Source organism: Actinokineospora guangxiensis, assembly GCF_042657845.1.
Classification (GTDB): domain Bacteria; phylum Actinomycetota; class Actinomycetes; order Mycobacteriales; family Pseudonocardiaceae; genus Actinokineospora; species Actinokineospora guangxiensis.
Map to the genome: position 1 here is coordinate 260831 of NZ_JBHSKF010000005.1, position 20355 is coordinate 281185.

The 20355-nt window shown below is 72.3% G+C and carries 15 protein-coding genes; 6 read left to right on the top strand and 9 right to left on the bottom strand.

From position 1 onward, the window contains the following. Positions 1 to 12: 12 nt before the first annotated feature. Both ACFPM7_RS13660 and ACFPM7_RS13665 read right to left on the bottom strand, forming a co-directional pair. The gene (locus tag ACFPM7_RS13660; protein WP_378247707.1) at positions 13 to 1398 is read right to left on the bottom strand and encodes a family 2B encapsulin nanocompartment shell protein; all 1386 of its coding nucleotides are present in this window, start codon (positions 1396 to 1398) and stop codon (positions 13 to 15) included. A gap of 1 nt (position 1399) precedes the next feature. Next, positions 1400 to 2776 carry a family 2B encapsulin nanocompartment shell protein gene (locus ACFPM7_RS13665; RefSeq protein ID WP_378247709.1) on the bottom strand — a complete coding sequence of 459 codons (1377 nt, stop codon included), beginning with the start codon at positions 2774 to 2776 and terminating at the stop codon, positions 1400 to 1402. Between the two features lie 264 nt (positions 2777 to 3040). Here ACFPM7_RS13665 and ACFPM7_RS13670 point away from each other — a divergent pair, with 264 nt between their 5' ends. Further along, positions 3041 to 3661, top strand: coding sequence for an L-threonylcarbamoyladenylate synthase (locus ACFPM7_RS13670; RefSeq protein ID WP_378247711.1), 621 nt, complete (start codon positions 3041 to 3043; stop codon positions 3659 to 3661). Between the two features lie 27 nt (positions 3662 to 3688). After that, a complete protein-coding gene (locus ACFPM7_RS13675; RefSeq protein WP_378247713.1) occupies positions 3689 to 5257 on the top strand; it encodes a Na+/H+ antiporter in 1569 nt (522 codons plus the stop codon). Here the strand turns inward: ACFPM7_RS13675 and ACFPM7_RS13680 are convergent. The 4 genes from ACFPM7_RS13680 to ACFPM7_RS13695 form a co-directional block, all read right to left on the bottom strand. After that, positions 5246 to 5887: a TetR/AcrR family transcriptional regulator gene (locus ACFPM7_RS13680; protein WP_378247715.1), complete on the bottom strand. Its 642-nt coding sequence runs from the start codon at positions 5885 to 5887 to the stop codon at positions 5246 to 5248. The genes ACFPM7_RS13675 and ACFPM7_RS13680 overlap by 12 nt on opposite strands. Before the next feature lie 15 nt (positions 5888 to 5902). Continuing rightward, complete coding sequence (locus ACFPM7_RS13685; RefSeq protein WP_378247717.1) at positions 5903 to 6097, bottom strand: ferredoxin; 195 nt, start codon at positions 6095 to 6097, stop codon at positions 5903 to 5905. Next, positions 6094 to 7416 (bottom strand): cytochrome P450, encoded by a 1323-nt coding sequence (locus ACFPM7_RS13690; RefSeq protein WP_378247719.1) that lies wholly within the window; start codon positions 7414 to 7416, stop codon positions 6094 to 6096. The genes ACFPM7_RS13685 and ACFPM7_RS13690 overlap by 4 nt, the downstream gene beginning before the upstream one ends. A gap of 102 nt (positions 7417 to 7518) precedes the next feature. Beyond that, on the bottom strand, positions 7519 to 8067 hold the full coding sequence (locus tag ACFPM7_RS13695) for an HdeD family acid-resistance protein (protein ID WP_378247721.1): 549 nt from the start codon (positions 8065 to 8067) through the stop codon (positions 7519 to 7521). A 95-nt stretch (positions 8068 to 8162) separates the two neighbouring features. Between ACFPM7_RS13695 and ACFPM7_RS13700 the strand changes: the two genes are divergently transcribed. Beyond that, entirely contained in the window at positions 8163 to 8699 is a 537-nt protein-coding gene (locus ACFPM7_RS13700) for a hypothetical protein (RefSeq protein ID WP_378247723.1), read from the top strand. A gap of 102 nt (positions 8700 to 8801) precedes the next feature. On the opposite strand, the gene ACFPM7_RS13705 is transcribed toward ACFPM7_RS13700, so the two are convergent. Further along, positions 8802 to 9989: an ROK family transcriptional regulator gene (locus ACFPM7_RS13705; RefSeq protein WP_378247725.1), complete on the bottom strand. Its 1188-nt coding sequence runs from the start codon at positions 9987 to 9989 to the stop codon at positions 8802 to 8804. Positions 9990 to 10069: 80 nt separating this feature from the next. Between ACFPM7_RS13705 and xylA the strand changes: the two genes are divergently transcribed. Both xylA and xylB read left to right on the top strand, forming a co-directional pair. After that, positions 10070 to 11242, top strand: coding sequence for a xylose isomerase (xylA, locus tag ACFPM7_RS13710; RefSeq protein WP_378247727.1), 1173 nt, complete (start codon positions 10070 to 10072; stop codon positions 11240 to 11242). After that, positions 11239 to 12612 carry a xylulokinase gene (xylB, locus tag ACFPM7_RS13715; protein ID WP_378247729.1) on the top strand — a complete coding sequence of 458 codons (1374 nt, stop codon included), beginning with the start codon at positions 11239 to 11241 and terminating at the stop codon, positions 12610 to 12612. Before xylA ends, xylB begins: the two co-directional genes overlap by 4 nt. A 343-nt stretch (positions 12613 to 12955) precedes the next feature. Here the strand turns inward: xylB and ACFPM7_RS13720 are convergent, their stop codons facing one another. Beyond that, positions 12956 to 14014, bottom strand: a complete 1059-nt coding sequence (locus ACFPM7_RS13720) for a glycoside hydrolase family 19 protein (RefSeq protein ID WP_378247731.1) — start codon at positions 14012 to 14014, stop codon at positions 12956 to 12958. A gap of 198 nt (positions 14015 to 14212) precedes the next feature. Between ACFPM7_RS13720 and ACFPM7_RS13725 the strand changes: the two genes are divergently transcribed. Then, positions 14213 to 14494, top strand: a complete 282-nt coding sequence (locus ACFPM7_RS13725) for a metal-sensitive transcriptional regulator (RefSeq protein WP_378247733.1) — start codon at positions 14213 to 14215, stop codon at positions 14492 to 14494. A gap of 72 nt (positions 14495 to 14566) precedes the next feature. Here ACFPM7_RS13725 and pulA read toward each other — a convergent pair whose 3' ends face one another. Further along, entirely contained in the window at positions 14567 to 20263 is a 5697-nt protein-coding gene (gene pulA / locus ACFPM7_RS13730; protein ID WP_378247735.1) for a pullulanase-type alpha-1,6-glucosidase, read from the bottom strand. Between the last annotated feature and the right edge of the window lie 92 nt (positions 20264 to 20355).

Consider the following 20355-nt stretch of genomic DNA (forward strand, 5'->3'; position numbering starts at 1 on the left):
CCGGGTCCACGGTCACCTCCCCAGCTGGACGTCGTCCAGGACGCCGAGGGCGTCGGGGACCAGGACCGCCACCGAGTAGTACGCGCTCACCAGGTAGGACAGGATCGCGCGGTCGTCGATGCCGGTGAAGCGGACCGACAGGCCCGGCTCGTACTCGTCGGGCAGGCCGGTGCGGTGCAGGCCGATGACGCCCTGGTCGTCCTCGCCGAGGCGCATCGCCACGATCGAGGTCGTGTTCGCCGCCGAGACCGGGATCTTGTCCGAGGGCAGCAGCGGCACGCCGCGCCAGGCCTGGACCGCGCGCCCGCCGACGGTCGTCGTCGCCGGGTACAGGCCGCGCTTGGTGCACTCGCGGCCGAAGGCGGCGATCGCCCGGGGGTGGGCGAGCATGACGTCGGTGCGGCGCCTGCGGGACAGCAGGTCGTCCAGGTCGTCCGGGGTGGGGGCGCCGTCGCGGGTGTGCAGGCGGGACTTGAGGTCGGCGTTGTGCAGCAGGCCGAACTCGCGGTTGTTGAACAGCTCGTCCTCTTGGCGCTCGCGCAGCGCGTGCACCGTCAGGCGCAGCTGCTGCTGCACCTGGTCCATCGGCTCGTTGTACAGGTCCGCCACGCGGGTGTGCACCCGCAGCACGGTCTGCGCGACGCTGAGGCCGTACTCGCGCGGGGAAAGCTCGTAGTCCACGAACGCGCCCGGCAGCACCGCCTCGCCCATGTGCCCCGACGAGAGCGCGATCTCCTGCTCGCCGTGCTTGTTGCGCGCCGAGCCCGCCTGACCGCGCACGGACTCGATGTGCGATGCCAGCTCGGGGGAGCGCTCCAGGACGGTGGTGAACGCCTGGCGGGTCAGCACCAGCAGGATGCCGCTGGTCTTCGCCGTGTAGGTGTGCTCCCACGTCGCGGCGTCGAGCAGCGCGGGCGAGCCGAAGAACTCGCCGTCGGTGATCCGGTCGACGTCGCTGCTCTCGCCGTAGGCGCCCACTGTGGACTTGATGACCTTGCCGTGCGCCACCAGCATCAGCCCGTCGGCGGGCGCGCCCGCCGGGGCCAGCACCTCGCCCGCGGTGAAGTCGCGGCGCTCGAAGGCGCCCGCCAGCGCGGCGAGCACCTCGTCGTCGGCGAAGCCGCGCAGCAGCGGCACCTCGCGCAGCTCCGGCGGCACCACGCCGACCTGGCCCGCGGTGGTGCTGACGCTGATGAGGCCGTCGCCGAGGTTGTAGACCATGCGGCGGTTCACCCGGTAGGTGCCGCCCGCCAGGTTGACCCACGGCAGGGAGCTGACCAGCCAGCGCGGGCTGATCTCCTGCATCTGCGGGACGGACTTGGTCGTCGTCGCCAGGTTTCTGGCGGCGGCGGTGCTCAGGCTCTGCGGGGCCGCGGGCGGATCGAGCAGTTCGGTCATGTCAGAGTCCGATCTGGACGTCGTCGAGCACCGCGAGCGCGTCGGGCACGAGCACGGCGGCGGAGTAGTACACGGTCACCAGGTAGGAGATGAGTGCCCGCTCATCGATGCCCATGAACCTCACCGACAGGCCCGGCTCGAACTCGTCGGGCAGGTTGACCTGGTTGAGGCCGATGACGCCCTGGTTCTCCTCGCCGGTGCGCATCAGCATGATGGAGGTGGTGCGCGATTCCGAGATCGGGATCTTGCCGCACGGCAGCAGCGGGATGCCCCGCCAGGACGGCACCCGGTGCCCGCCGAGGTCGACGGTGTCCGGGTAGATGCCGCGCTTGTTGCACTCGCGGCCGAAGGCGGCGATCGCGCGCGGGTGCGCGATCAGCACCGACGGGTCCTTCCACACCTTCGACAGCAGCTCGTCCATGTCGTCGGGGGTCGGCACGCCCTCGCGCGCGTGGATGCGCTGGCTGCTGGCGGTGTTGTGCAGCAGACCGAAGGAGCGGTTGTTGACCAGCTCGTGCTCCTGGCGCTCGCGCAGCGCCTCGATGGTCAGGCGCAGCTGCTGCTGGACCTGGTCCATCGGCTCGTTGTAGAGGTCGGCGACGCGGCTGTGGACCTTGAGGACGGTCTGGGCGACGCTCAGCTCGTACTCGCGCGGGTGCAGCTCGTAGTCCACGTAGGTGCCCGGCAGGGCGACCTCGCCCTCGTGGCCCGCGGACAGGTTGATCGGGGCGGCGTCGGCGTCCGGGCGCGCGCCGCTGCCCGCGAAGTCCTCGATGTGGGCCTGGAGGACCGGGTTGCGCTCGACGAAGCGCTGGAACTCCGCGCGGGAGAGGGTGAGCAGGGTGCAGGCGGTGGCGGCCGTGGCGGTGAAGTCCCAGATCCGCTCTTCCAGCAGGCCCCACTGGTCGAAGTGGTCGCCGCCGGTGAGCACGCCGACGACCTGCTCGTCGCCGTAGCGGCCCGCGGCGCGCTGCTCGACGCGGCCGTGCGCGACCACGACGAAGCGGTCCTCCGCGTGCCCCCACTCCACGATCGTCTCGCCCGCGGAGACCTGCTCCTCGGCGAACAGGCCCGCCAGCTCGGCGAGGGTGTCGTCGTCGGCGAACTCGCGCAGGCAGGCCAGTTCCCTGAGGTCGCCGGACACGACACGGGCGCCGTCCACGGCGATGCGGCCGTCGCCGACGGTGTAGGTGCGCCGCTGGTTGACCCGGTAGGCGCCGCCCCTGACCTGCACCCAGGGCAGGGCCCGCAGCAGCCAGCGGGAGCTGATCTCCTGCATCTGCGGGACCGACTTGGTGGTCGTCGCGAGATTGCGGGCGGCTTGCGTGCTCAGGCTCTGCCGGGCGTCGAGCTGCGGTGGGTTCACCGTGTCGGTCACAGGGGATTCCGCCAATTCTGCGTGGTCGTCGGCACACGGCTCAGCCACCGCTGTGCGGTGGGGACGCGTGCGGGTTGGAGGGTCGCGGCTGCGCTGGCCGCTCGAACCGTTACGAAGCTAGCAGCGGGTGACTGCGGGGAGTAGTCGCCGGATCGGATGTCTCCCCGCCACCCGAACCGCCTAATTGATCAACCTTGGGTAGTCGCTTCCGACGATCCCGGCGGGTCGGGCGCACGAACGTGTCATGGTCCGTAAGCTGCCCACATGGCGAAGTACTTCGACGTGCACCCGGAGAACCCCCAGAAGCGGGCCATCGGGCAGGTGGTCGATCTGCTGCGCAACGACGGGCTCATCGCCTATCCGACGGACTCCTGCTACGCCTTCGGCTGCGCGCTGGGCAACAAGGACGGCATCGACCGCATCCGGTCCATCCGCAACCTCGACGACCGTCACCACTTCACCCTGATGTGTCGCGACTTCGCCCAGCTCGGGCAATTCGTCCACGTGGGCAACACGGTGTTCCGCGCGATCAAGGCCGCGACGCCCGGCCAGTACACGTTCATCCTGCCCGCCACCAAGGAAGTGCCGCGCAGGCTGATGCACCCGAAGAAGAAGACGGTGGGCGCGCGCATCCCCGAGCACGTCGTCGCGCAGGCCATCCTGGCCGAGCTGGGCGAGCCGCTGCTGTCGACCACCCTGCTGCTGCCGAACGAGCCCGAGCCGATGACGCAGGGCTGGGAGATCAAGGAAGCCCTCGACCACGTGCTCGACGCGGTCGTGGACTCCGGCGAGTGCGGCACCGAGCCGACCACCGTGGTGGACTTCGCCGACGACGAGCCGCAGATCCTGCGCGTCGGCGCGGGTGATCCGTCCCGGTTCGAGTAATCCCGCGCGCTGGTCCATGCTGGGCGGGTGGAAACCCTCCTCGTCGGACTGGGGCTGATGCTCGGCGCCGTTGTGCTGGTCGGGGTCGGTGACCGCCTGCGGTTGCCGTGGCCCGCGCTGATGGTGCTGCTCGGCGGCGCGGTGGCGCTGGTGCCGCTGCCGCACGGCGTGCACGTCGACCCCGAGCTGATCCTCCCGCTGTTCCTGCCGCCGCTGCTCTACGCGACGGCGCAGCGCACGTCGTGGGCGCTGTTCCGGGCCCGGTGGCGAGCCATCCTCGCGTTCGCTGTCGCGCTGGTGGTGGCGACGGTCGCGGCGACGGCGGCGGCTGCGTACCTGCTGATCCCCGGCATCACCCTGACGGCGGCGGTCGCCCTCGGGGCGATGGTGTCGCCGCCGGACCCGGTCGCGGTGGAGTCCGTGGCCGGACGGGTGAAGATCCCCCGCCGGATGCTCTCGGTGTTGCAGAGCGAGGGGCTGTTCAACGACGCGGCCGCGCTGGTCATCTTCCAGGTGGCCATCGCCGCGACGGTGGCGGGGGAGGACCTGGAGTTCGGCGGGCTGCTGCTGCGGTTCGTCGCAGGCGCGGCGGCCGCTGTCCTCATCGGACTCGGGGTGGCGTGGGTCGGGGGCAGGGTGCTGGCCCGGTTCACCGACACCACCGGCCGCAGCGCGCTGACGCTGGTGCTGCCGTTCGCGGTGTATGTCTTCGCTGAGGAGGTCGGGGCGTCCGGTGTGGTCGCCGTCGTCGTGCTCGCGCTGCAACTGCGCTCGCGCAGCGAGGCCGACGCCGCCGCGGAACGGTTGGTGCAGCGGTCCTTCTGGGACGTGGTCGAGCTGCTCGTCACCGGCGTCGCGTTCGGCTTGGTGGGCCTGGAGATCCGCACCGTGGTGGCCGAGGCCGGACCCGCGCTGGGCGGGATGCTCGCCGACGCCGCGGTGGTGTGCGCGGTCGTCGTCGCCGTGCGCGTGCTGTGGATGCTGCTGGCCTGGCGCGGCCTGCGCAGGCGCGGTGACCCCGACGCCGCGCCGCGCACGGGGCGCGAGGTCGTGGTGTTCAGTTGGTGCGGCATGCGCGGCCTGGCCACGCTCGCCCTGGCGCTGTCGCTGCCCGCCACCACCGCGTCGGGCGCGCCGTTCCCGGCGCGCGCGGAGCTGACGGTCATCGCCTGCTCGGTCCTGGTGGTCACGCTGCTGTTCGCCGGGCTGACCCTGCCGACGCTGGTCAAGCTCGTCGGCGTGGCCGACGAGTGCGACGCCGAGGAGGCCGCCGAGCGCGTGGTCGCCGTACGCGCCAAGAAGGCGGCGATGCGCACCGTGGCCCAGCACGACCTGCCCGAGGAGATGGCGGCCGTCGTGCGCGAGCGCCTCGGCAGGCTCGCCGCGGTCCTGCAGGGCGAGCCGGAGTCCGCCGAGGACCGCGACCGACTGGCGGCGCTGCGCCAGGGCCGCGAGGTGGTGCGCGACGTCCAGGCCGCCGCGCTCGCCGCGGCCAGGGCCGAGGTGCTGGCCGCCCGCCGCGAGCCCGGCGTCGACCCCGAGGCCGCCGACCGGGTACTGCGGCGGCTGGACCTGCGAACGGTCCTACTCGAATGACCCGGACCCGGATGGGCTGGATCTGGGCGGTCCCGGCTCGGGCGGTCCTGACTCGAATGGCTCGGCCATCGTGGCGAGGGCGGCGGTGACCTCGTCGGTCAGCGGGATGTCGGGGTGCTCCTCCAGCCAGCGGTGGCTGGCCACGCGCAGGGCGGCCATGTAGGCGGCGGCCATGAGGCGGGCGCGCAGCGGGTCCGGGTCGGGGAGGCGGGCGGCGACCGCCTCGGCCAGGTCGGCCTCCGTGGCGGCGAACAGGGCGATCTGCTCGGAGAGCAGGGACGGGTGCCTGCGCATCGCGCGCATGCGGGCCAGCCGCTCCGGGTCGCCGAGGTCGGCGCACAGCTCGACAGCGGCGGCGGTGAGGGCCTGCCAGGCCGAGTCGGTCTCGGGGCGGGCCCGCACCATGCCCACCAGGCGGTCCATCTGGCAGCGGTCGTCGTAGAGGAGCGCCTGCTCCTTGCCGCCGAAGTAGTTGGAGAAGGTGCGCCGCGAGACCATCGCCGCGTCGGCGATTGCCTCCACGGTGACCCGGTCGAGGCCGTGTTCGAGGGTCAGGGCGACAGCCGCCTCGTGCAACGCGCGCCGCGTCGCCGCCTTCTTGCGCTCGCGCAAGCCTCCACCGGGTTCCACCCGTGGGATCGTAGGTCAACCGGCGTCGAGCCCGATCGCCCCCGAGGGACATTGGTCCACGGCTTCCCGCACAGCGGGAAGATCGGCCGCGTCCGGTTGCTCCAGAAGCACCACGGTGCCGTCGTTCTCGTCCTGATCGAACACCCGGGGGGCGCGCAGGGCGCACAGGCCCGCTCCGATGCAGATGTCCGCGTCCGCCCTGACGCTCATCGCGCGTCCCAGGCGACCGGGAGGCTGTGGACCCCGTAGATCCCCATGTCGGTGCGCAGCGGCACGGCGGAGGCCGCGGTGTCCAGGCGCAGGCCGGGCAGCCTCGCCAGCAGCCTGGTGAAGCCGATCGTCATCTCGACCCTGGCCAGCTGCTGGCCGAGGCACTGGTGCACGCCGTGTCCGAAGGCCAGGTGCGGGCCGCGCTCGCGGGAGAGGTCGAGCACGTCCGGGTCCGGCCAGTGCCCCTCGTCGCGGTTGGCCGTCGGCACGCAGACCATCACCGCCGAGCCCGCGGGGATGCGGGTGCCGCCGACCTCGATGTCCTCGGTGGCGGTGCGGGTCGGACCCGCGTGGATGATCGACAGGTGCCGCAGCAGTTCCTCGACGGCGCGGTCGGCCAGGCCCGGGTCGCGGCGCAGCGCGGCCAGCTCGTCGGGGTGCTCCAGCAGCGCGAACGTGCCGAGGGCGAGCATGTTGGCCGTGGTCTCGTGCCCGGCGATGAGCAGCAGGTTGGCGATGTTGACCAGCTCGTCGTCGGTGAGGTCGGAGTCGGTGATCAGCCCGGAGAGCAGGTCCTCGCCCGGTTCGGCGCGCTTGGCGGTGATCAGGCCGCGCATGAACTCCTGGAGCCGCGTGCGCTGGCGCATCACCTCGTCGAAGCCGACGTCGAGGCGCAGCAGCGTCGCCGTCGTCTCCTGGAACTCCTCGCGGGACTCGTACGGCACGCCGAGCAGCTCGCAGATCACCAGCGACGGCACCGGCAGCGCGAAGGCGGGCACCAGGTCGGCGGATGTGCCCGCGGCGAGCATGGCGTCGATGTGGTCGTCGACGATCTTCTCGACGCGCGGTTCCAGCGCCCGCATGCGCCGGACGGTGAACTGGCCGGTCAGCAGCTTGCGGTAGCGGGTGTGCTCGGGCGGGTCCATGGAGATGAACGAGCCCGCGGTGGACTTGCGCGAGGTGAACTCGGCGCGCTGCTCGTCGGTGAGTTTGTCCATGCGGGCGACGAGCCTGCGGAAGTCGGAGCTGAAGCGGGTGTCGCTGAGCACGGCCCGCGCCTCGGCGTGCCCGGTGACGAGCCAGGTGGTCTTGCCCGCGTACTCGATCTTGTTGACGGGCCCGCGCCCGGCCTGCTCCATGAGCGCGGCGGCCGGGTCGAAGGGGTTGCGGCGCTGGAAGAACCCGCTCGGGAGCGGGAGCCGGAACGAGGCCTGCTCGGTGTGGGCTGGTTCCTGTCGGGCGGCTGCCTGCTGGGTGGCTTCCTGCTGAGTGGCTTCCTGCTGGGTGGCTTCCTGCTGGGTGGCTGTCGCCCCAGTCATGTGAGGTTCCCCTACTCGTCAGTGGTGATTGACCCTCACCACCCACTGTAGCCAGGCGATCACGCAGTCGGCCACATCAATGTGCCCAGTGGGTAAAATTGCTCAGGGTGCGTACACTCCGTCGCGGTTGACCTTGCGCAGCCGGAGCCCGAAGAGCACGAGGGCCACGCCCCACAGCAGGGCGAACATCGCGATCGTCACGACCAGCGCCACGGCGCCGTCCTCGGGCCGGAAGAGCAGCAGCACCCCGAGTGCGATGGCGAGCAGGCCGCTGACCGCGAGGAACCACTCGTCGGTGATCGTCTTGCGCAGCCGGACGGCGGCGACCACCTGGAGCACCCCCACGGTGATCGCCCATGCCGCGATGACCACGAGGAGCACGAGCGCGGTGATGCCGGGCCAGAGGAACGCGACCAGCCCCGCCCCGACGCCCAGCAGCCCGACCAGCCCCATCGCCACCCGGTGGTCGGTCGCCCCCCGCGCCGCGACGACGAGCGCGATCACCCCGTCGGCCACGGTGTAGGCGGCCCAGAGCAGCACGAGCGTGAGCAGGGTGACCCCGGGCCAGACGAGCGCGATCACCCCGAACAGGATCGCCACCGCTCCACGGGCGGTGACGAGCGGCCACCGGCGGGCCAAATCCTGGATCATGGTCGGCTCCTCGCGTCCGGTTCCCAACATCGTCCGACCTCGGACAGGTGCCCGCACTGCGATTAACCCGACCGGGTGGAAGTACGATGTGGACCATGTCGATGGGTGCGGACGCGCCACTGGATCAAGCTGCCCGGCAGGCGCATCTCCTGGCGCGGTACGACCTGCAGCGACGGGAGGCCGAGACGACCGATCCCGACCGTGTGGACAGGGTCGACAGGGCTGTCCGGGAGTTCCCCGTCTCGGCTTACGCGGCGTCGGTGCTGCCCGTGCCGCTGCCGCTGGAACGGGTGGAGAAGCTGCCCAGGGCCCGTCGGGTGACGCTGGGCTCCGGGCACGTGGTGCGGTTCGAGCTTGTCGAGGTGCCGGGAGAGGTGCGGGGGTGGCTGCTGGACGGCGTCGCGGTGTCGATCCACGGGACGGTCATGCGGGCGGTGTATGAGGCTGTGGGCAAGGCGCAGGACGCCGCGCTGCCGCCGGTGTCGCGCCGGGGTGGGGGAGTGCAGGCCGTGACCGGGCGGATCGCGGGGTGGGAGGTCGTGGCCGCGCCGCTGGCGGTGGAGGGGGCTGCCGGGATGGTCGCTGTGGACAAGCTGCTGGCGGACTTCCTTGAGGGCCGGGGTCGCTTCTAGGGTCGAGGTGCGTGTCGGTCCTCGGTCGTTTCCGCACGGTGTGGACTGCACGGTGTGGACTGCATGGTGTGGACTGCATGGTGTGGACCGCATGGTGTGGACCTAGTGGAGGATGCCGCGGATGTAGGTGTCCGGGTCGCCGAGGATCTGGTGGAGGGCGGCTTGGCCCGCGCCGCGGACGGCGGCCTTGGCGCCGAGGGCTGAGGGGACCACGCGGGTGGGGGACCAGCGGTTCGCCACCACGCGGGAGGTCAGCTCCGCCGCCACCGACTCGGCCAGCCAGGGGTGCAGCTTGGCGTAGCCGCCGCCCAGCACCACCACCGGAACATCCAGCACGTTCACTGCGCCCGCGAGGGCCAGGCCCAGTCGGGTGCCCGCCGAAGCGACGGCCGCCACGGCGCGGGCATCTCCTGTGGACAGTCGGTCGACCAGTTCGGTGATCGCCAGGTCCAGTGGGGCGCGCGTCCGCACGCCCGCGTCGGCCAGGATCGCGGCGGGGCCCGCCATCCGTTCCAGGCAGCCTCGTGCGCCGCAGGAGCAGAGCGGCCCGGCGGCGTCCACACAGGCATGGCCGATCTCGCCGCTGAATCCGTTGGTCCCCCGGCGCACCTGGCCGTCCAGGACCAGACCCGCGCCCACGCCGATCTCGGCGGAGACCAGGAGGAAGTCGCGGGTGTCCAGTCCGACGGTCAGTTCGCCGACGGCGGCGAGGTTCGCCTCGTTGTCCACCAGTGCCTGGCGCCCCAAGGCGGCCGGCACGTCCACATCGGACCAATTGAGGTTCGGTGCGGCGCGGACGATGCCGGTGTCGTGGTCCACCAGGCCGGGCACGGCGACGGCCAGCCCCCCGATGGGGGCCTCCCGGCGGGCCGCGTCGGACTCGGCATCGGTGATCGCGGCGGAGACCGAGGCGAGGACGTCGGCCGGGGCGCGGTCGCGGTTGTCGGCGGGGTGGACGCGGTGGGCGTGTTCGCCGCCCGTCGGGTCGACCAGGCAGGTGGCGATGTAGTCGACGCCGATCTCCACGCCGAGGCCGTGCGGTCCGCGGGGTGACGGGATCAGGGCGGTGCCGCGCCTGCCCCGCCCGGTGGCGGACTGGGGCCCGGTCTCGTCCAGCAGGCGGGCGGCGACCAGCCGGTCGACGAGGCTGGAGACGGTGGCCTTGGCCAGGCCGGTCGCCGCGGCGATCTCCGCGCGCGAGCGGCCGGGTCCTCGGGTGGCCTCGGCGAGGACGATGGCCGTGTTGTGCCTGCGCACGTCGCTGTTGCCCGCTGGTGAGGTCGGCTGCACGCCGGTGACTCTAGTGCTTGACGGGGGCCGGGCACGCGATTAAGTTCAGTGGCCGAACCAAAATATCCGAGGAGGCTCCCGTGGCACCGCAGCCGACCAAGGCGGACCGCTTCAGCTTCGGCCTGTGGACGGTGGGCTGGCGGGCGGCCGACCCGTTCGGCGACGCCACCCGGCCCGCCATCGACCCGGTCGAGTCCGTGCACCGGCTCGCCGAGCTGGGCGCGTGGGGGGTCACCTTCCACGACGACGACCTGATCCCCTTCGGCTCCGACGACGCCGCGCGCGCCGACACGGTCAGCGGGTTCAAGGCCGCGCTGGAGGAGACCGGCATCGTCGTGCCCATGGCCACGACGAACCTGTTCACCCACCCGGTGTTCAAGGACGGCGGCTTCACCAACAACGACCGCTCCATCCGCCGTTACGCCCTGCGCAAGGTCCTGCGCAACGTCGACCTGGCCGCCGAGTTGGGCGCGTCGACCTACGTGCTCTGGGGCGGTCGCGAGGGCAGCGAGAGCGACGCGGCCAAGGATGTCGCCGCCGCCCTCGACCGGTACCGGGAGGGCATCGACACCGTCGCCGCCTACGTCAAGGAGAAGGGCTACGACCTGCGCCTGGCGCTGGAGCCCAAGCCCAACGAGCCGCGCGGCGACATCTTCCTGCCCACCATCGGCCACGCGCTGGCGTTCATCGCCGAGCTGGAGCACGGCGACATCGTCGGGGTGAACCCCGAGGTCGGGCACGAGCAGATGGCGGGCCTGAACTTCGTGCACGGCGTCGCGCAGGCGCTGTGGGCGGGCAAGCTCTTCCACATCGACCTCAACGGGCAGAAGGGGCCGCGCTTCGACCAGGACATGGTCTTCGGCCACGGCGACCTGCTCTCCGCGTTCTTCCTGGTCGACCTGCTGGAGCACGGCGGCTACACCGGCCCGCGCCACTTCGACTACAAGCCGGCGCGCACCGAGGACGGCGCGGGCGTCTGGGCCAGCGCGGCGGCCAACATGAGCACCTACCTGCTGCTGCGCGAGCGCGCCCAGGCCTTCCGGGCCGACCCGCGCGTGCAGGAGGCGCTCGCGGTCTCCGGCCTGGACGAGCTGCGCGCCCCGACCCTCGGCGCGGGCGAGTCCCTGGCCGACCTGCTCGCCGACCGGGCCGCCTTCGAGGACTTCGACGCCGACAAGGCCGCCGAGCGCGGCTACGGCTTCGTCGCGCTCAACCAGCTCGCCGTCGAGCACCTGCTCGGGGCGCGGGCATGACCCTCGTCGCGGGAGTCGACTCCTCCACCCAGTCGTGCAAGGTGGTCGTCCGCGACGCGGAGACCGGCGCGCTGGTGCGGTCCGGGTCGGCCCCGCACCCCGACGGCACCGCGGTCGACCCCGCCCACTGGCTGACCGCGCTCACCGCGGCGGTTCAGGCGGCGGGCGGGCTCGACGACGTCGCGGCGCTGTCGGTCGGCGGCCAGCAGCACGGCATGGTCTGCCTGGACGACAGGGGCGCGGTCGTGCGGGACGCGCTGCTGTGGAACGACACCAGGTCGGCGGCAGCGGCGGCCGACCTGGTGTCCGAACTCGGCGGCCCGCGCGCCTGGGCCGACGCGGTCGGCACCGTGCCGATGGCCTCGCTGACGGTCTCCAAGCTGCGCTGGCTGGCCGCCCACGAGCCGCAGAACGCCGCGCGCACCGCCTCGGTCGCGCTGCCGCACGACTGGCTGACCTGGCAGCTCGGCCGCGGCGAGCTGACCACCGACCGCAGCGACGCCAGCGGCACCGGCTACTACTCGCCCGCGACCGGGGAGTACCGGCTCGACCTGCTGGAAGCCGCGCTCGGACACCGGGCGGCCCTGCCGCGCGTCGCCGGTCCGAGCGAGACCGTCGGCGCGTTCGGCCGCACGCAGCTGGGGCCGGGCGCGGGCGACAACGCCGCCGTGGCCCTCGGCGTGGGAGCGGCCCAAGGCGACGTGGTGGTCTCGATCGGCACGTCGGGCACGGCGTTCACCCCCAGCTCGACCCCGGCCGCCGACGCGTCCGGCCTGGTCGCGGGCTTCGCCGACGCGGCGGGCGCCTACCTGCCGCTGGTCTGCACCCTCAACGCCGCCTTGGTGCTGACCACGACGGCGACCCTCCTCGGCGTGTCCCTGGACCGCCTCGGCGACCTGGCGCTCTCGGCCGACCCGGGCGCGGGCGGCGTCGTGTTCATCCCGTACCTGCAGGGCGAGCGCACCCCCAACCGCCCCGACGCCACCGGCACCCTGCACGGACTCACCCTCACCAGCACCACCCCGGCCAACCTCGCCAGAGCCGCCGTCGAAGGCGTCCTCTGCGGCCTGGCCGACGGCGTTGACGCCCTGGTCGCCGCGGGCGCCCGCGCCGACCGGGTCATCCTGGTCGGCGGCGGCGCCCGCTCCCGAGCGGTCCGCGAGATCGCCCCCGCCGTGTTCGGCCGTCCCGTCCTGGTCCCCGAACCCGGCGAGTACGCCGCGGACGGGGCCGCCCGCCAGGCAGCTTGGTGCCTCGCGGGCGGCCCGACCCCACCCTCATGGCACCTGGCGGGAACGACCCGCCATGAGGCCGACCCCACGCCCGAGGTGCGCTCGCGCTACGCCGCGGCGCGCGACTCGGGCACGTGATCCCCTGCGCGTCCCCGGCTCTTACGGCGGGCCGGGGCCGCGCAGGCCCTCCCGGGGTTTCCGGTTTCGCGGTTCGCCCTAACGCGGGTGGCCGCGCGCGCGACTCTGGGGGAGAGGTCGTGCGGTGGTCGAGGCCGGGGGCGACGTGTGGTGACCCGGAGTGGGGTTGACCGGGGACGGTGCCGGTCGGCCGTCCGGGCATGAGCCGGTGGTGCCGCGGGCGAGGCGTGGCGCCACCGGCTCTGCTCGAAGGCGGGTCTGGCGTCGGGAGGGTGGGTGGGAGCTGTGGCCGGTGCGGAACAGCGGCCCCGTCCTGGGGACGAGGCCGCTGTGGGGGAGGGGGTCAGCAGTACAGGTTGCCGCCCGGGCTGACGCCCAGGATTGAGGTGAACTGCTGGTAGCGGGTGACTCGGCTCTGGACCTGGGCGGGGTTGCCGCCGTTGCATTCGATGGAGCCGTTGATGCTGCGGATCGTCTCGCCGAAGCCGCGGCTGTTGATCATGGCGTCGTGGGGGGTCATGGTGCCGGGGCCGCGTTGGGTGTTCCAGTACCAGAGGGCGGTTCGCCAGGCGACTGCCGGGTCCTGCTGGACCAGCCAGGGGTTGGTCAGCAAGGGGAGGCCGAGGGCGTCGCCTGCTGCCTTGTAGTTGAAGTTCCAGCTGAGCTGGATCGGGCCGCGGCCGTAGTAGGCGGCTTGGCCCGCGGGGCAGCCGTAGGGCTGGCCGGGGTCGCAGTAGTGGGGGTAGTTGTTCTGGTTCTGCTCCACAATGTGCACCAGGCCGCCGGTCTCGTGATAGGCGTTGGCGAGGAACGCGGCGGCTTCCTGGCGCTTGATGGTGTCGGAGCCGGTGTTGGCGAAGCCGGGGTAGGAGCTGAGGGCGGCGGTCAGGCCCGCGTAGGTGTAGAAGGGGTTGCGGCTGGGGAACATCTGGTTGAACTGGGATTCGCTGACGACGAAGCCGCCGGGCTGCGGCGGGTTGGTGCCGCCGCAGGTGTGCGGGTTCCAGTACCAGGTGCTGATCACCGGGTCGTAGCCCGGGTTGTCGTGCTCGGCGATGTAGTAGCGGCCGTCGGTGTACTTGACGATGGCGCCCGCGCGGTAGAACTGGCCCGCGACCCAGTTGGGGGCGTTGCAGGTGTTGCCTGGCGGGGGAGTCGTCCCGCCGCCGTCGCAGGCGCCTCGATCGGCCCACACGTCGGAGGAACCGGGGGTCTCGCCCTGGGTCCACCACTTCGCGGCCCAGTTGCGGCCGTTGTGGGAGGCGGTCTGGCCTCCGGTGTAGACGGTGCCCGAACTCCAGCCCGCGACGCAGGACGCGGCGGAAGCGGATGTGGACATGGGGATCACGACCGCTATCGCGGTGGCCGCCGCGAGCAGGTACGCGGCCAGCTTTCGGGACATGTGTTGGCTCCTGTCGTGAGCAGGGGTACGCAGGAGAGGCCTCCCGGCTACTGAACCAGGAGTGGTCTGGACGAGTCAAGGTCTAGACCAATGATTGTTGGACGCGGGAACAATCACGGAGCGTGGTCACCCGCCTGCGGCCCGCCCGAGGTACCCCACCACGGTATCCTTGCTGGTGGGACCCTAGGAGGAACGGCCGTGGCCATCGACAACGACAACCGAGACGCCTACCTGAAAAGACTCCGACGCATCGAAGGGCAGGTCCGCGGGCTTCAGCGGATGGTCCAGGAGGACAAGTACTGCATCGACATCCTGACCCAGGTGTCGGCCGCCACGAAGGCGCTGCAGTCCTTCTCCCTCGAACTCCTCGACGAGCACCTGGCCACCTGCGTCGTGCACGCCGCCGCCGCGGGCGGCCCGGAGGCCGACCAGAAGGTCAAGGAGGCGTCAGCGGCGATCGCCAGGCTGGTGCGGTCGTAGGAAGAGCGGCCCCAGGTCAAACGCGAGAGAAGGCCGCACCCGGGCGGGGGCGCGGCCTTCTCTCGTGCGGTGCTACCTGCTCAGAACCACCACTGACCTGGCCGGGACGGTCACCGACACACCGTCGATGCTCGCCTCGGCCGCGTCGGCCGACAGGGGGTGGGCGCTCCAGCCCGACGCCGGGGCGGTGACGGTCCTGGCCTGCGGATACGGGTTGACGACCACCAGCAGGCCGTCCCTGGCCGGGTCGACGTCGGCGCCCGCCGTGTCGTCCAGGTGCGCGACCACCACCCCGGCCTCGGCGGGCGGGAACGAGAGCTTGGTCTGGATCGCGTCCGCGTCGCCGAGGGTGAACAGCGGGGAGGACGCGCGCAGGCCGAACAGCTCCAGCGTGTCGTCCACCGCCGTCCGCATGTGCTCGCGGGCGGGCTTGAGGGCCGGGTCGGCCAGCAGCGGGCCGTGGAAGGGCCACTTGTCGCGGTTGTCGACGGCGTGCGCCAGTCCGCGCCCGAAGCCGTTGTCGGTCAGCGTCGGGTCGTAGCGGTTGAACCAGTCGCCGGAGTTGTAGCTGTTGCGGTCCAGCGACTTCGAGCGCAGGAACTCCGCGCCCGCGTGCAGGAACGGCTGGCCCTGGCCGAGGACCACCGGGGCGTGCGCGATCTTCTGCATCCGCACCCGGTCGGCCATCGCGGTGCCCTGGGGCAGCTTCATCGCCAGCGCGTCGTAGAGCGTCTCGTTGTCGTGCGCGTCGGAGTAGTTGACGATCTCGCCCGGCTGGGCGGCGTAGCCGGCGGGGGAGCCGTTGTAGTCGACCTCGCGGCCGGTGACCGGGGAGCCGCCGGTGCCGTCGAAGCGGTAGTCGGCCAGGTTGCCCGCCATGCCCAGCTTCACCAGGTCGGTGTAGTTGACCAGCCGGGACCGCTGCTCGCTCGGCGTGCCGTTGGCCGGAGCGCCGTTGGGGTCGCCCGCCAGACCGGAGGCCAGGCCCTGCACGCGCGGGTCGGTGTCGAAGGGCCCGCCGCCGCGCACGGCGTCGCGCTGGCGGTCGCTGAAGGTGCCGATGCCCGTGCCCGCCATGTTCGCCTGCGTGGCCTGCTCGAAGCGGGCGTCGTCGGCGACCTCGCCGAAGTTCCAGCCCTCGCCGTAGACGCGGATCTTGCGCCCGTCCACGCCGTCGGCGGCGACGGTGAGCTTGTCCAGCGCGGCCCGCACGGCGAGCATGTTCGCCTTCGGGTGGTGGCCCATGAGGTCGAAGCGGAACCCGTCGACCTTGAACGTCTTGGCCCAGTGCACCACCGAATCCACGACCAGCTTGCCCATCATCGCGTTCTCGGGCGCGGTGTTGGCGCAGCAGGTCGAGGTGGCGATCGCGCCGTTGGCGTCCAGGCGCTGGTAGTAGCCGGGGACGACCTTGTCCAGCACCGACGACGCCGCGTCACCCGAGGACGTGGTGTGGTTGTAGACCACGTCCACGACGACCTTGTTCCCGTTGGCGTGCAGCGCCTGCACCATCTCCCGGTACTGGCGCACGCGCGCCGGGCCGGACTGGGCGTCGTCGGTGGCGTAGGAGCCCTCGGGCACGTCGAAGTGCAGCGGGTCGTAGCCCCAGTTGAAGCCGTCGGCGTCGCGGACGGCGTCCACGCACGCCTGCTGCTCCTCGGAGTCCGGGGCCATCGCCGCCAGGTCGCAGTCCGGCGTGCGCTGCTCGGCGCGGCGCTCGGGGATGCTGGCGATGTCGAAGGTCGGCAGCAGGTGCACGGTGTCCAGGCCCGCCTCGGCCAGGTCGCGCAGGTGGGTCATGCCCACCGAGTCGCGGCGGGTGAACGCCTTGTACGTGCCGCGCTCGGCCTCGGGCACCGAGGCGTCGCCGATGGAGAAGTCGCGCACGTGCAGCTCGGTGATCCCGTGCTCGGTCGGGTCGGCGCCCAGACCCCGGGCCACCTCGCCGGACCAGCCGCCGGGGGCCGCCGCTCCCAGGTCGGCGAACTGGGAGTGGGTGGAGCCGACCGCCAGCGACACCGAGTACGGGTCGGTCACCACGACGGTGCGGACCTTGCGCTCGGTGGGCGAGTAGCCGCTCACCTCGTACTGGTAGTAGCGGTCCTTCCACGCGCCCGTGCCCGACCACGCGCCGGTCGCCGCGTCGCGGGTCAGCGCCACGACCTGCTCCGGAGCGGCGTCCGCCGCGGGCGCGGCGGTGCCGAACAGGCGCAGCTTGACCGAGGTCGCCGTGGGCGCCCACAGCCGGGCCGTGGCGTTCGCCCCGGACACCGTCGGCCGGTAGTCCAGCGCGGTCGCGCCCCGGTAGCGGTCGTCCAGCGCGCCCGCGATCTGCGTGCCGGTCGCGTGGCGCAGCGCGCCGCCGGAGTCGACGTGCACGGCGGCCTGCTGCGCGCCCAGCGCCTCATCGATGCGGTCGGTGTCGCGGACGCCGAACACCGGCTTGTCGGCCAGGTGCGGGAACTTCGCCGCGAGGTCGCCGGAGAGGCGACCGGCCGGGACCAGCCGCAGGTGCTTTCCGCCGACGACCGCGCCGTTCTCCAGCTTGATGCCGCCCGCGGCGTCGTAGCGCACGTGGTAGCCGTCGGTCGCGGCCACCGGCACGTCCCAGACCAGCTTGTCCTTGCTCACCCACACGGCCTTCGCTTGGCCGAGGTCGGCGTCGGCGGCGGGCGCGCTGGAGGAGGGCAGCACGTAGGAGGCCTGTCCGTCCTGGCGGGCCGAGCCCGAGACGAACCACACCTCGTACCCGGTGCTGCCCACGTCGAGGAACTGGTCGGCGCCGGGGTCCTTGGTGTCGCCCTTGTGGATGATGTTGCTGAGTCCGGGTGCGCCCTCCGCCAGCTCGACCGACCAGGAGATGCCGAATCCGTCCTCGCCGTCCTTGGGCCGGGACTGGGTCCAGCCGGGGCTCGGGTTCAGCGAGCCCGTCCAGTGGTAGAGGACCCAGTCGGTGTAGTCGCCGTCCGGGCGGTGGTAGTGGATGACGGCCCTGTTCTCCGCCGCCGCACGGCTGGCGAAGACCTTGTCCTCCTTCACCCACGCCGAACCGCTGTTCGCCCGGCCCGCCGCGACCGCAGCGCCGCCCTTGACCACCGAGAACTCCAGCGGCAGGGCGTCGGCGGGCACCTCGGCGACCGCGCCGAAGCCGTCGCGACCGGACAGCGGGACGTCGGGCTGCCCCGCGACCTTGACGGCCGCGCCCGAGTAGTCCCCGTCACCGCGCTGGTAGTGCACGGTGACCCGTCCGGTCGCGGCGACCTCGGTCGGGTGGGTGGCCTGGTCCCCTTGGTCCACCCACACCTGCGGGGTGAGCGCCGGGTCGATGACCCGGTCCCCGCCGTCCTTCTCGTCGCCCTTGTGCACGACCGTCCCCACGCTGCGCGCGCCCGGCTTCAGCTTCACCCACGCGAAGCGGCCGTAGGCGGTCTCGCCGGAGAACGGGTGCCCGCCCGACCACTCGGTCGGCTGCTCGACGTCGCCCCAGGTGTGCAGGGTCCAGCCGTCGTAGTCGCCCGCCGGACGCCGGTAGTGCACGACCAGCCAGTCCGGGCTGCCCGTCTGCGGGCCCCCCGACGGCGGCGCGGGCACCAGGCCGATCGCCGCGCCGTCGGCGCCGAGCGCGCCGTGCCCGTCCTTGACCACCACGCGGAACTCCACGCGCTTGCCGTCGGCCGCGCCCGGCAGCCCGGCGACGTCGACCTCCACCCGGTACGGCGCGGCGTCGTCGGTGCCCAGCACGGTCCAGTCGGCCTGGCCCTGCGCCTTCGCGGCGAAGGTGGCCTGGGCGAACGGCGCGGTGACGCCGTCGGCGCGCAGCTCGACGCGCTTGTCGAGCACGGTGCCGGTGGCGGGCGCTACCAGCGTCGGGACGACCTGCCCGGACGGCACGCGGTTGACCGACTCCAGCACCAGCACCGACATCGGCGGCACCTCGACGCGCACCGTGGCGTCGGCCGAAGACGTCGGGCCCGCGCCCTTGGCCGGGAACACGGTGTCGTAGCGCAGGTTGCGCGCGGCCACCGGCACGTCGACCGACTTCGCCTCGGTGCCCGAGTTGGCCACCACGACGAACTCCTGCAAGTCCTTGCGGTCGATGCGGCTGAAGGCGATCAGGTCGCCGTCGGCCACGCGCAGCACCTGGTTGCCGGTGCGCCACACGGTGTCGCGGTCGACGAAGTCGGCCAGCGAGGCCAGCTGCTTGTAGAGCGGGTGCTGCGGCCGGAAGTTGTCCTGCGCGCCCGTGCGGCCGGCGCCGACGAACGTCTCGCCCGCGAACTCCGGGGTCTTGCTGGCGAACATGCTCTGGCGCGCCAGCTTGTCGCCGCCACCGCCTGCCATGCCCTGCTCGTCGCCGTAGTAGACGACCGGGTTGCCGCGCCAGAAGTACATCAGCGCGTTGCCCAGGCGCAGCCGCTCCAGCAGCTCGGCGTCGGTGATGCCTGGCCGCTCCTGGCGGATCTGCCAGGCGATGCGGCCCATGTCGTGGTTGCCGAGGAAGGTCGGCAGCGAGTTGGCGTTGGAGTCGGCGTCGGTGTAGCGGTCGTCCTCGACCAGGACCTCGCCGAGGCGCTCGGCGCCCTTGCCGGACAGGAAGCTCAGCGCGCCGGACTGGAAGGGGAAGTCCAGTGTGGACTGCATCTGGCCGGTGGTGGTGTAGCTGGAGGTGAGGCTGGTGTCGGAGCTGAAGACCTCGCCGAAGACGAAGAAGTCCTTGTTGCCCTTGCTCGCCGCGTACCGCTTCACGTGCGGGGCCAACGCCTGCCAGAACTCCATGTTGACGTGCTTGACCGTGTCGACGCGGTAGCCGTCGATGTCGAGGGTGTCGATCCAGGAGGTGAAGATGTCCTTCATGCCCTCGACCACGACCGGGTGCTCGGTCATCAGGTCGTCCAGGCCGACGAAGTCGCCGTACTCGGTGGACTCGCCGCTGAAGGTCGAGTCGCCGCGGTTGTGGTAGAGCACCGGGTCGTTGAGCCAGGAGGGCACCTTCACCGTGCGGTCGGCGTCATTGTCGAAGACCGGGGTGTAGGGGAAGGACGTCGCCGGGTCCAGCTCGGGGAAGTCCGGGCGGCCCGCGGCGGCGGCGATGTCGACCGGGTTGCCCTCGGCGTCGAGGTAGGGCTGGGCGCCGGTGCCGATGTAGTCGTACTTCTTCTCGGCGTAGTCGATGACGTCGGCGGTGTGGTTGGCGACGATGTCGAAGAAGACCTTGACGCCGAGGCGGTGCGCGTCGGCGATCAGCGCCTTCATGTCCTGGGTGGTGCCGAAGTGCGGGTCGAAGCGGGTGAAGTCGGTGGTCCAGTAGCCGTGGTAGCCCGCGGAGACGTCCGCGCCCTCGCCCTGCACCCAGCGGTTGGCGAACATCGGCGTCATCCAGATCGCGGTGACGCCCATGCCGTCGAGGTAGCCGAGCTTCTGGCGCAGGCCCTTGAGGTCGCCGCCGTGGTAGAAGCTCTTGTCGGCCGGGTCGAAGCCGTGCACGAGCCGGTCGCGCGAGGGCGAGCCGCCGCGGTCGTTGGCCCGGTCGCCGTTGGCGAAGCGATCCGGCATGACGAAGTAGAACCGCTCGCCGGACAGGTCGCCGCGCAGCGCGTCCCTGGCCAGGGCGGCGTCTCCGGGGCGGGTGCCCGCGCCGATGTCGGTGACCGCGCCCACGGCCAGCCGGTCGGCGGCGGGGGCCTGCGCGGCGGCGATGCCCGCGGCCGGGACGATCACCCCGGTCCCGACCAGCAGAGCGGTCACCGCGGCCATCAGGCGTCGACCCATGCCGACCTCCTCGTCGTGCTGCAAGGGTGGTACTGCCAGGGGGCGCTGCTCGCAAGACCTTGCAGGGGAGATGCGGCAGGCTGGTGCACATA

Excerpts from the sequence above, each read along its gene's own strand:
- ACFPM7_RS13660 (WP_378247707.1), bottom strand. The coding sequence starts at position 1,398 with ATGACCGAACTGCTCGATCCGCCCGCGGCCCCGCAGAGCCTGAGCACC.
- ACFPM7_RS13670 (WP_378247711.1), top strand. The coding sequence starts at position 3,041 with ATGGCGAAGTACTTCGACGTGCACCCGGAGAACCCCCAGAAGCGGGCC.
- ACFPM7_RS13685 (WP_378247717.1), bottom strand. The coding sequence starts at position 6,097 with ATGAGCGTCAGGGCGGACGCGGACATCTGCATCGGAGCGGGCCTGTGC.
- ACFPM7_RS13690 (WP_378247719.1), bottom strand. The coding sequence starts at position 7,416 with ATGACTGGGGCGACAGCCACCCAGCAGGAAGCCACCCAGCAGGAAGCC.
- ACFPM7_RS13695 (WP_378247721.1), bottom strand. The coding sequence starts at position 8,067 with ATGATCCAGGATTTGGCCCGCCGGTGGCCGCTCGTCACCGCCCGTGGA.
- ACFPM7_RS13700 (WP_378247723.1), top strand. The coding sequence starts at position 8,163 with ATGTCGATGGGTGCGGACGCGCCACTGGATCAAGCTGCCCGGCAGGCG.
- xylB (WP_378247729.1), top strand. The coding sequence starts at position 11,239 with ATGACCCTCGTCGCGGGAGTCGACTCCTCCACCCAGTCGTGCAAGGTG.
- ACFPM7_RS13720 (WP_378247731.1), bottom strand. The coding sequence starts at position 14,014 with ATGTCCCGAAAGCTGGCCGCGTACCTGCTCGCGGCGGCCACCGCGATA.
- pulA (WP_378247735.1), bottom strand. The coding sequence starts at position 20,263 with ATGGGTCGACGCCTGATGGCCGCGGTGACCGCTCTGCTGGTCGGGACC.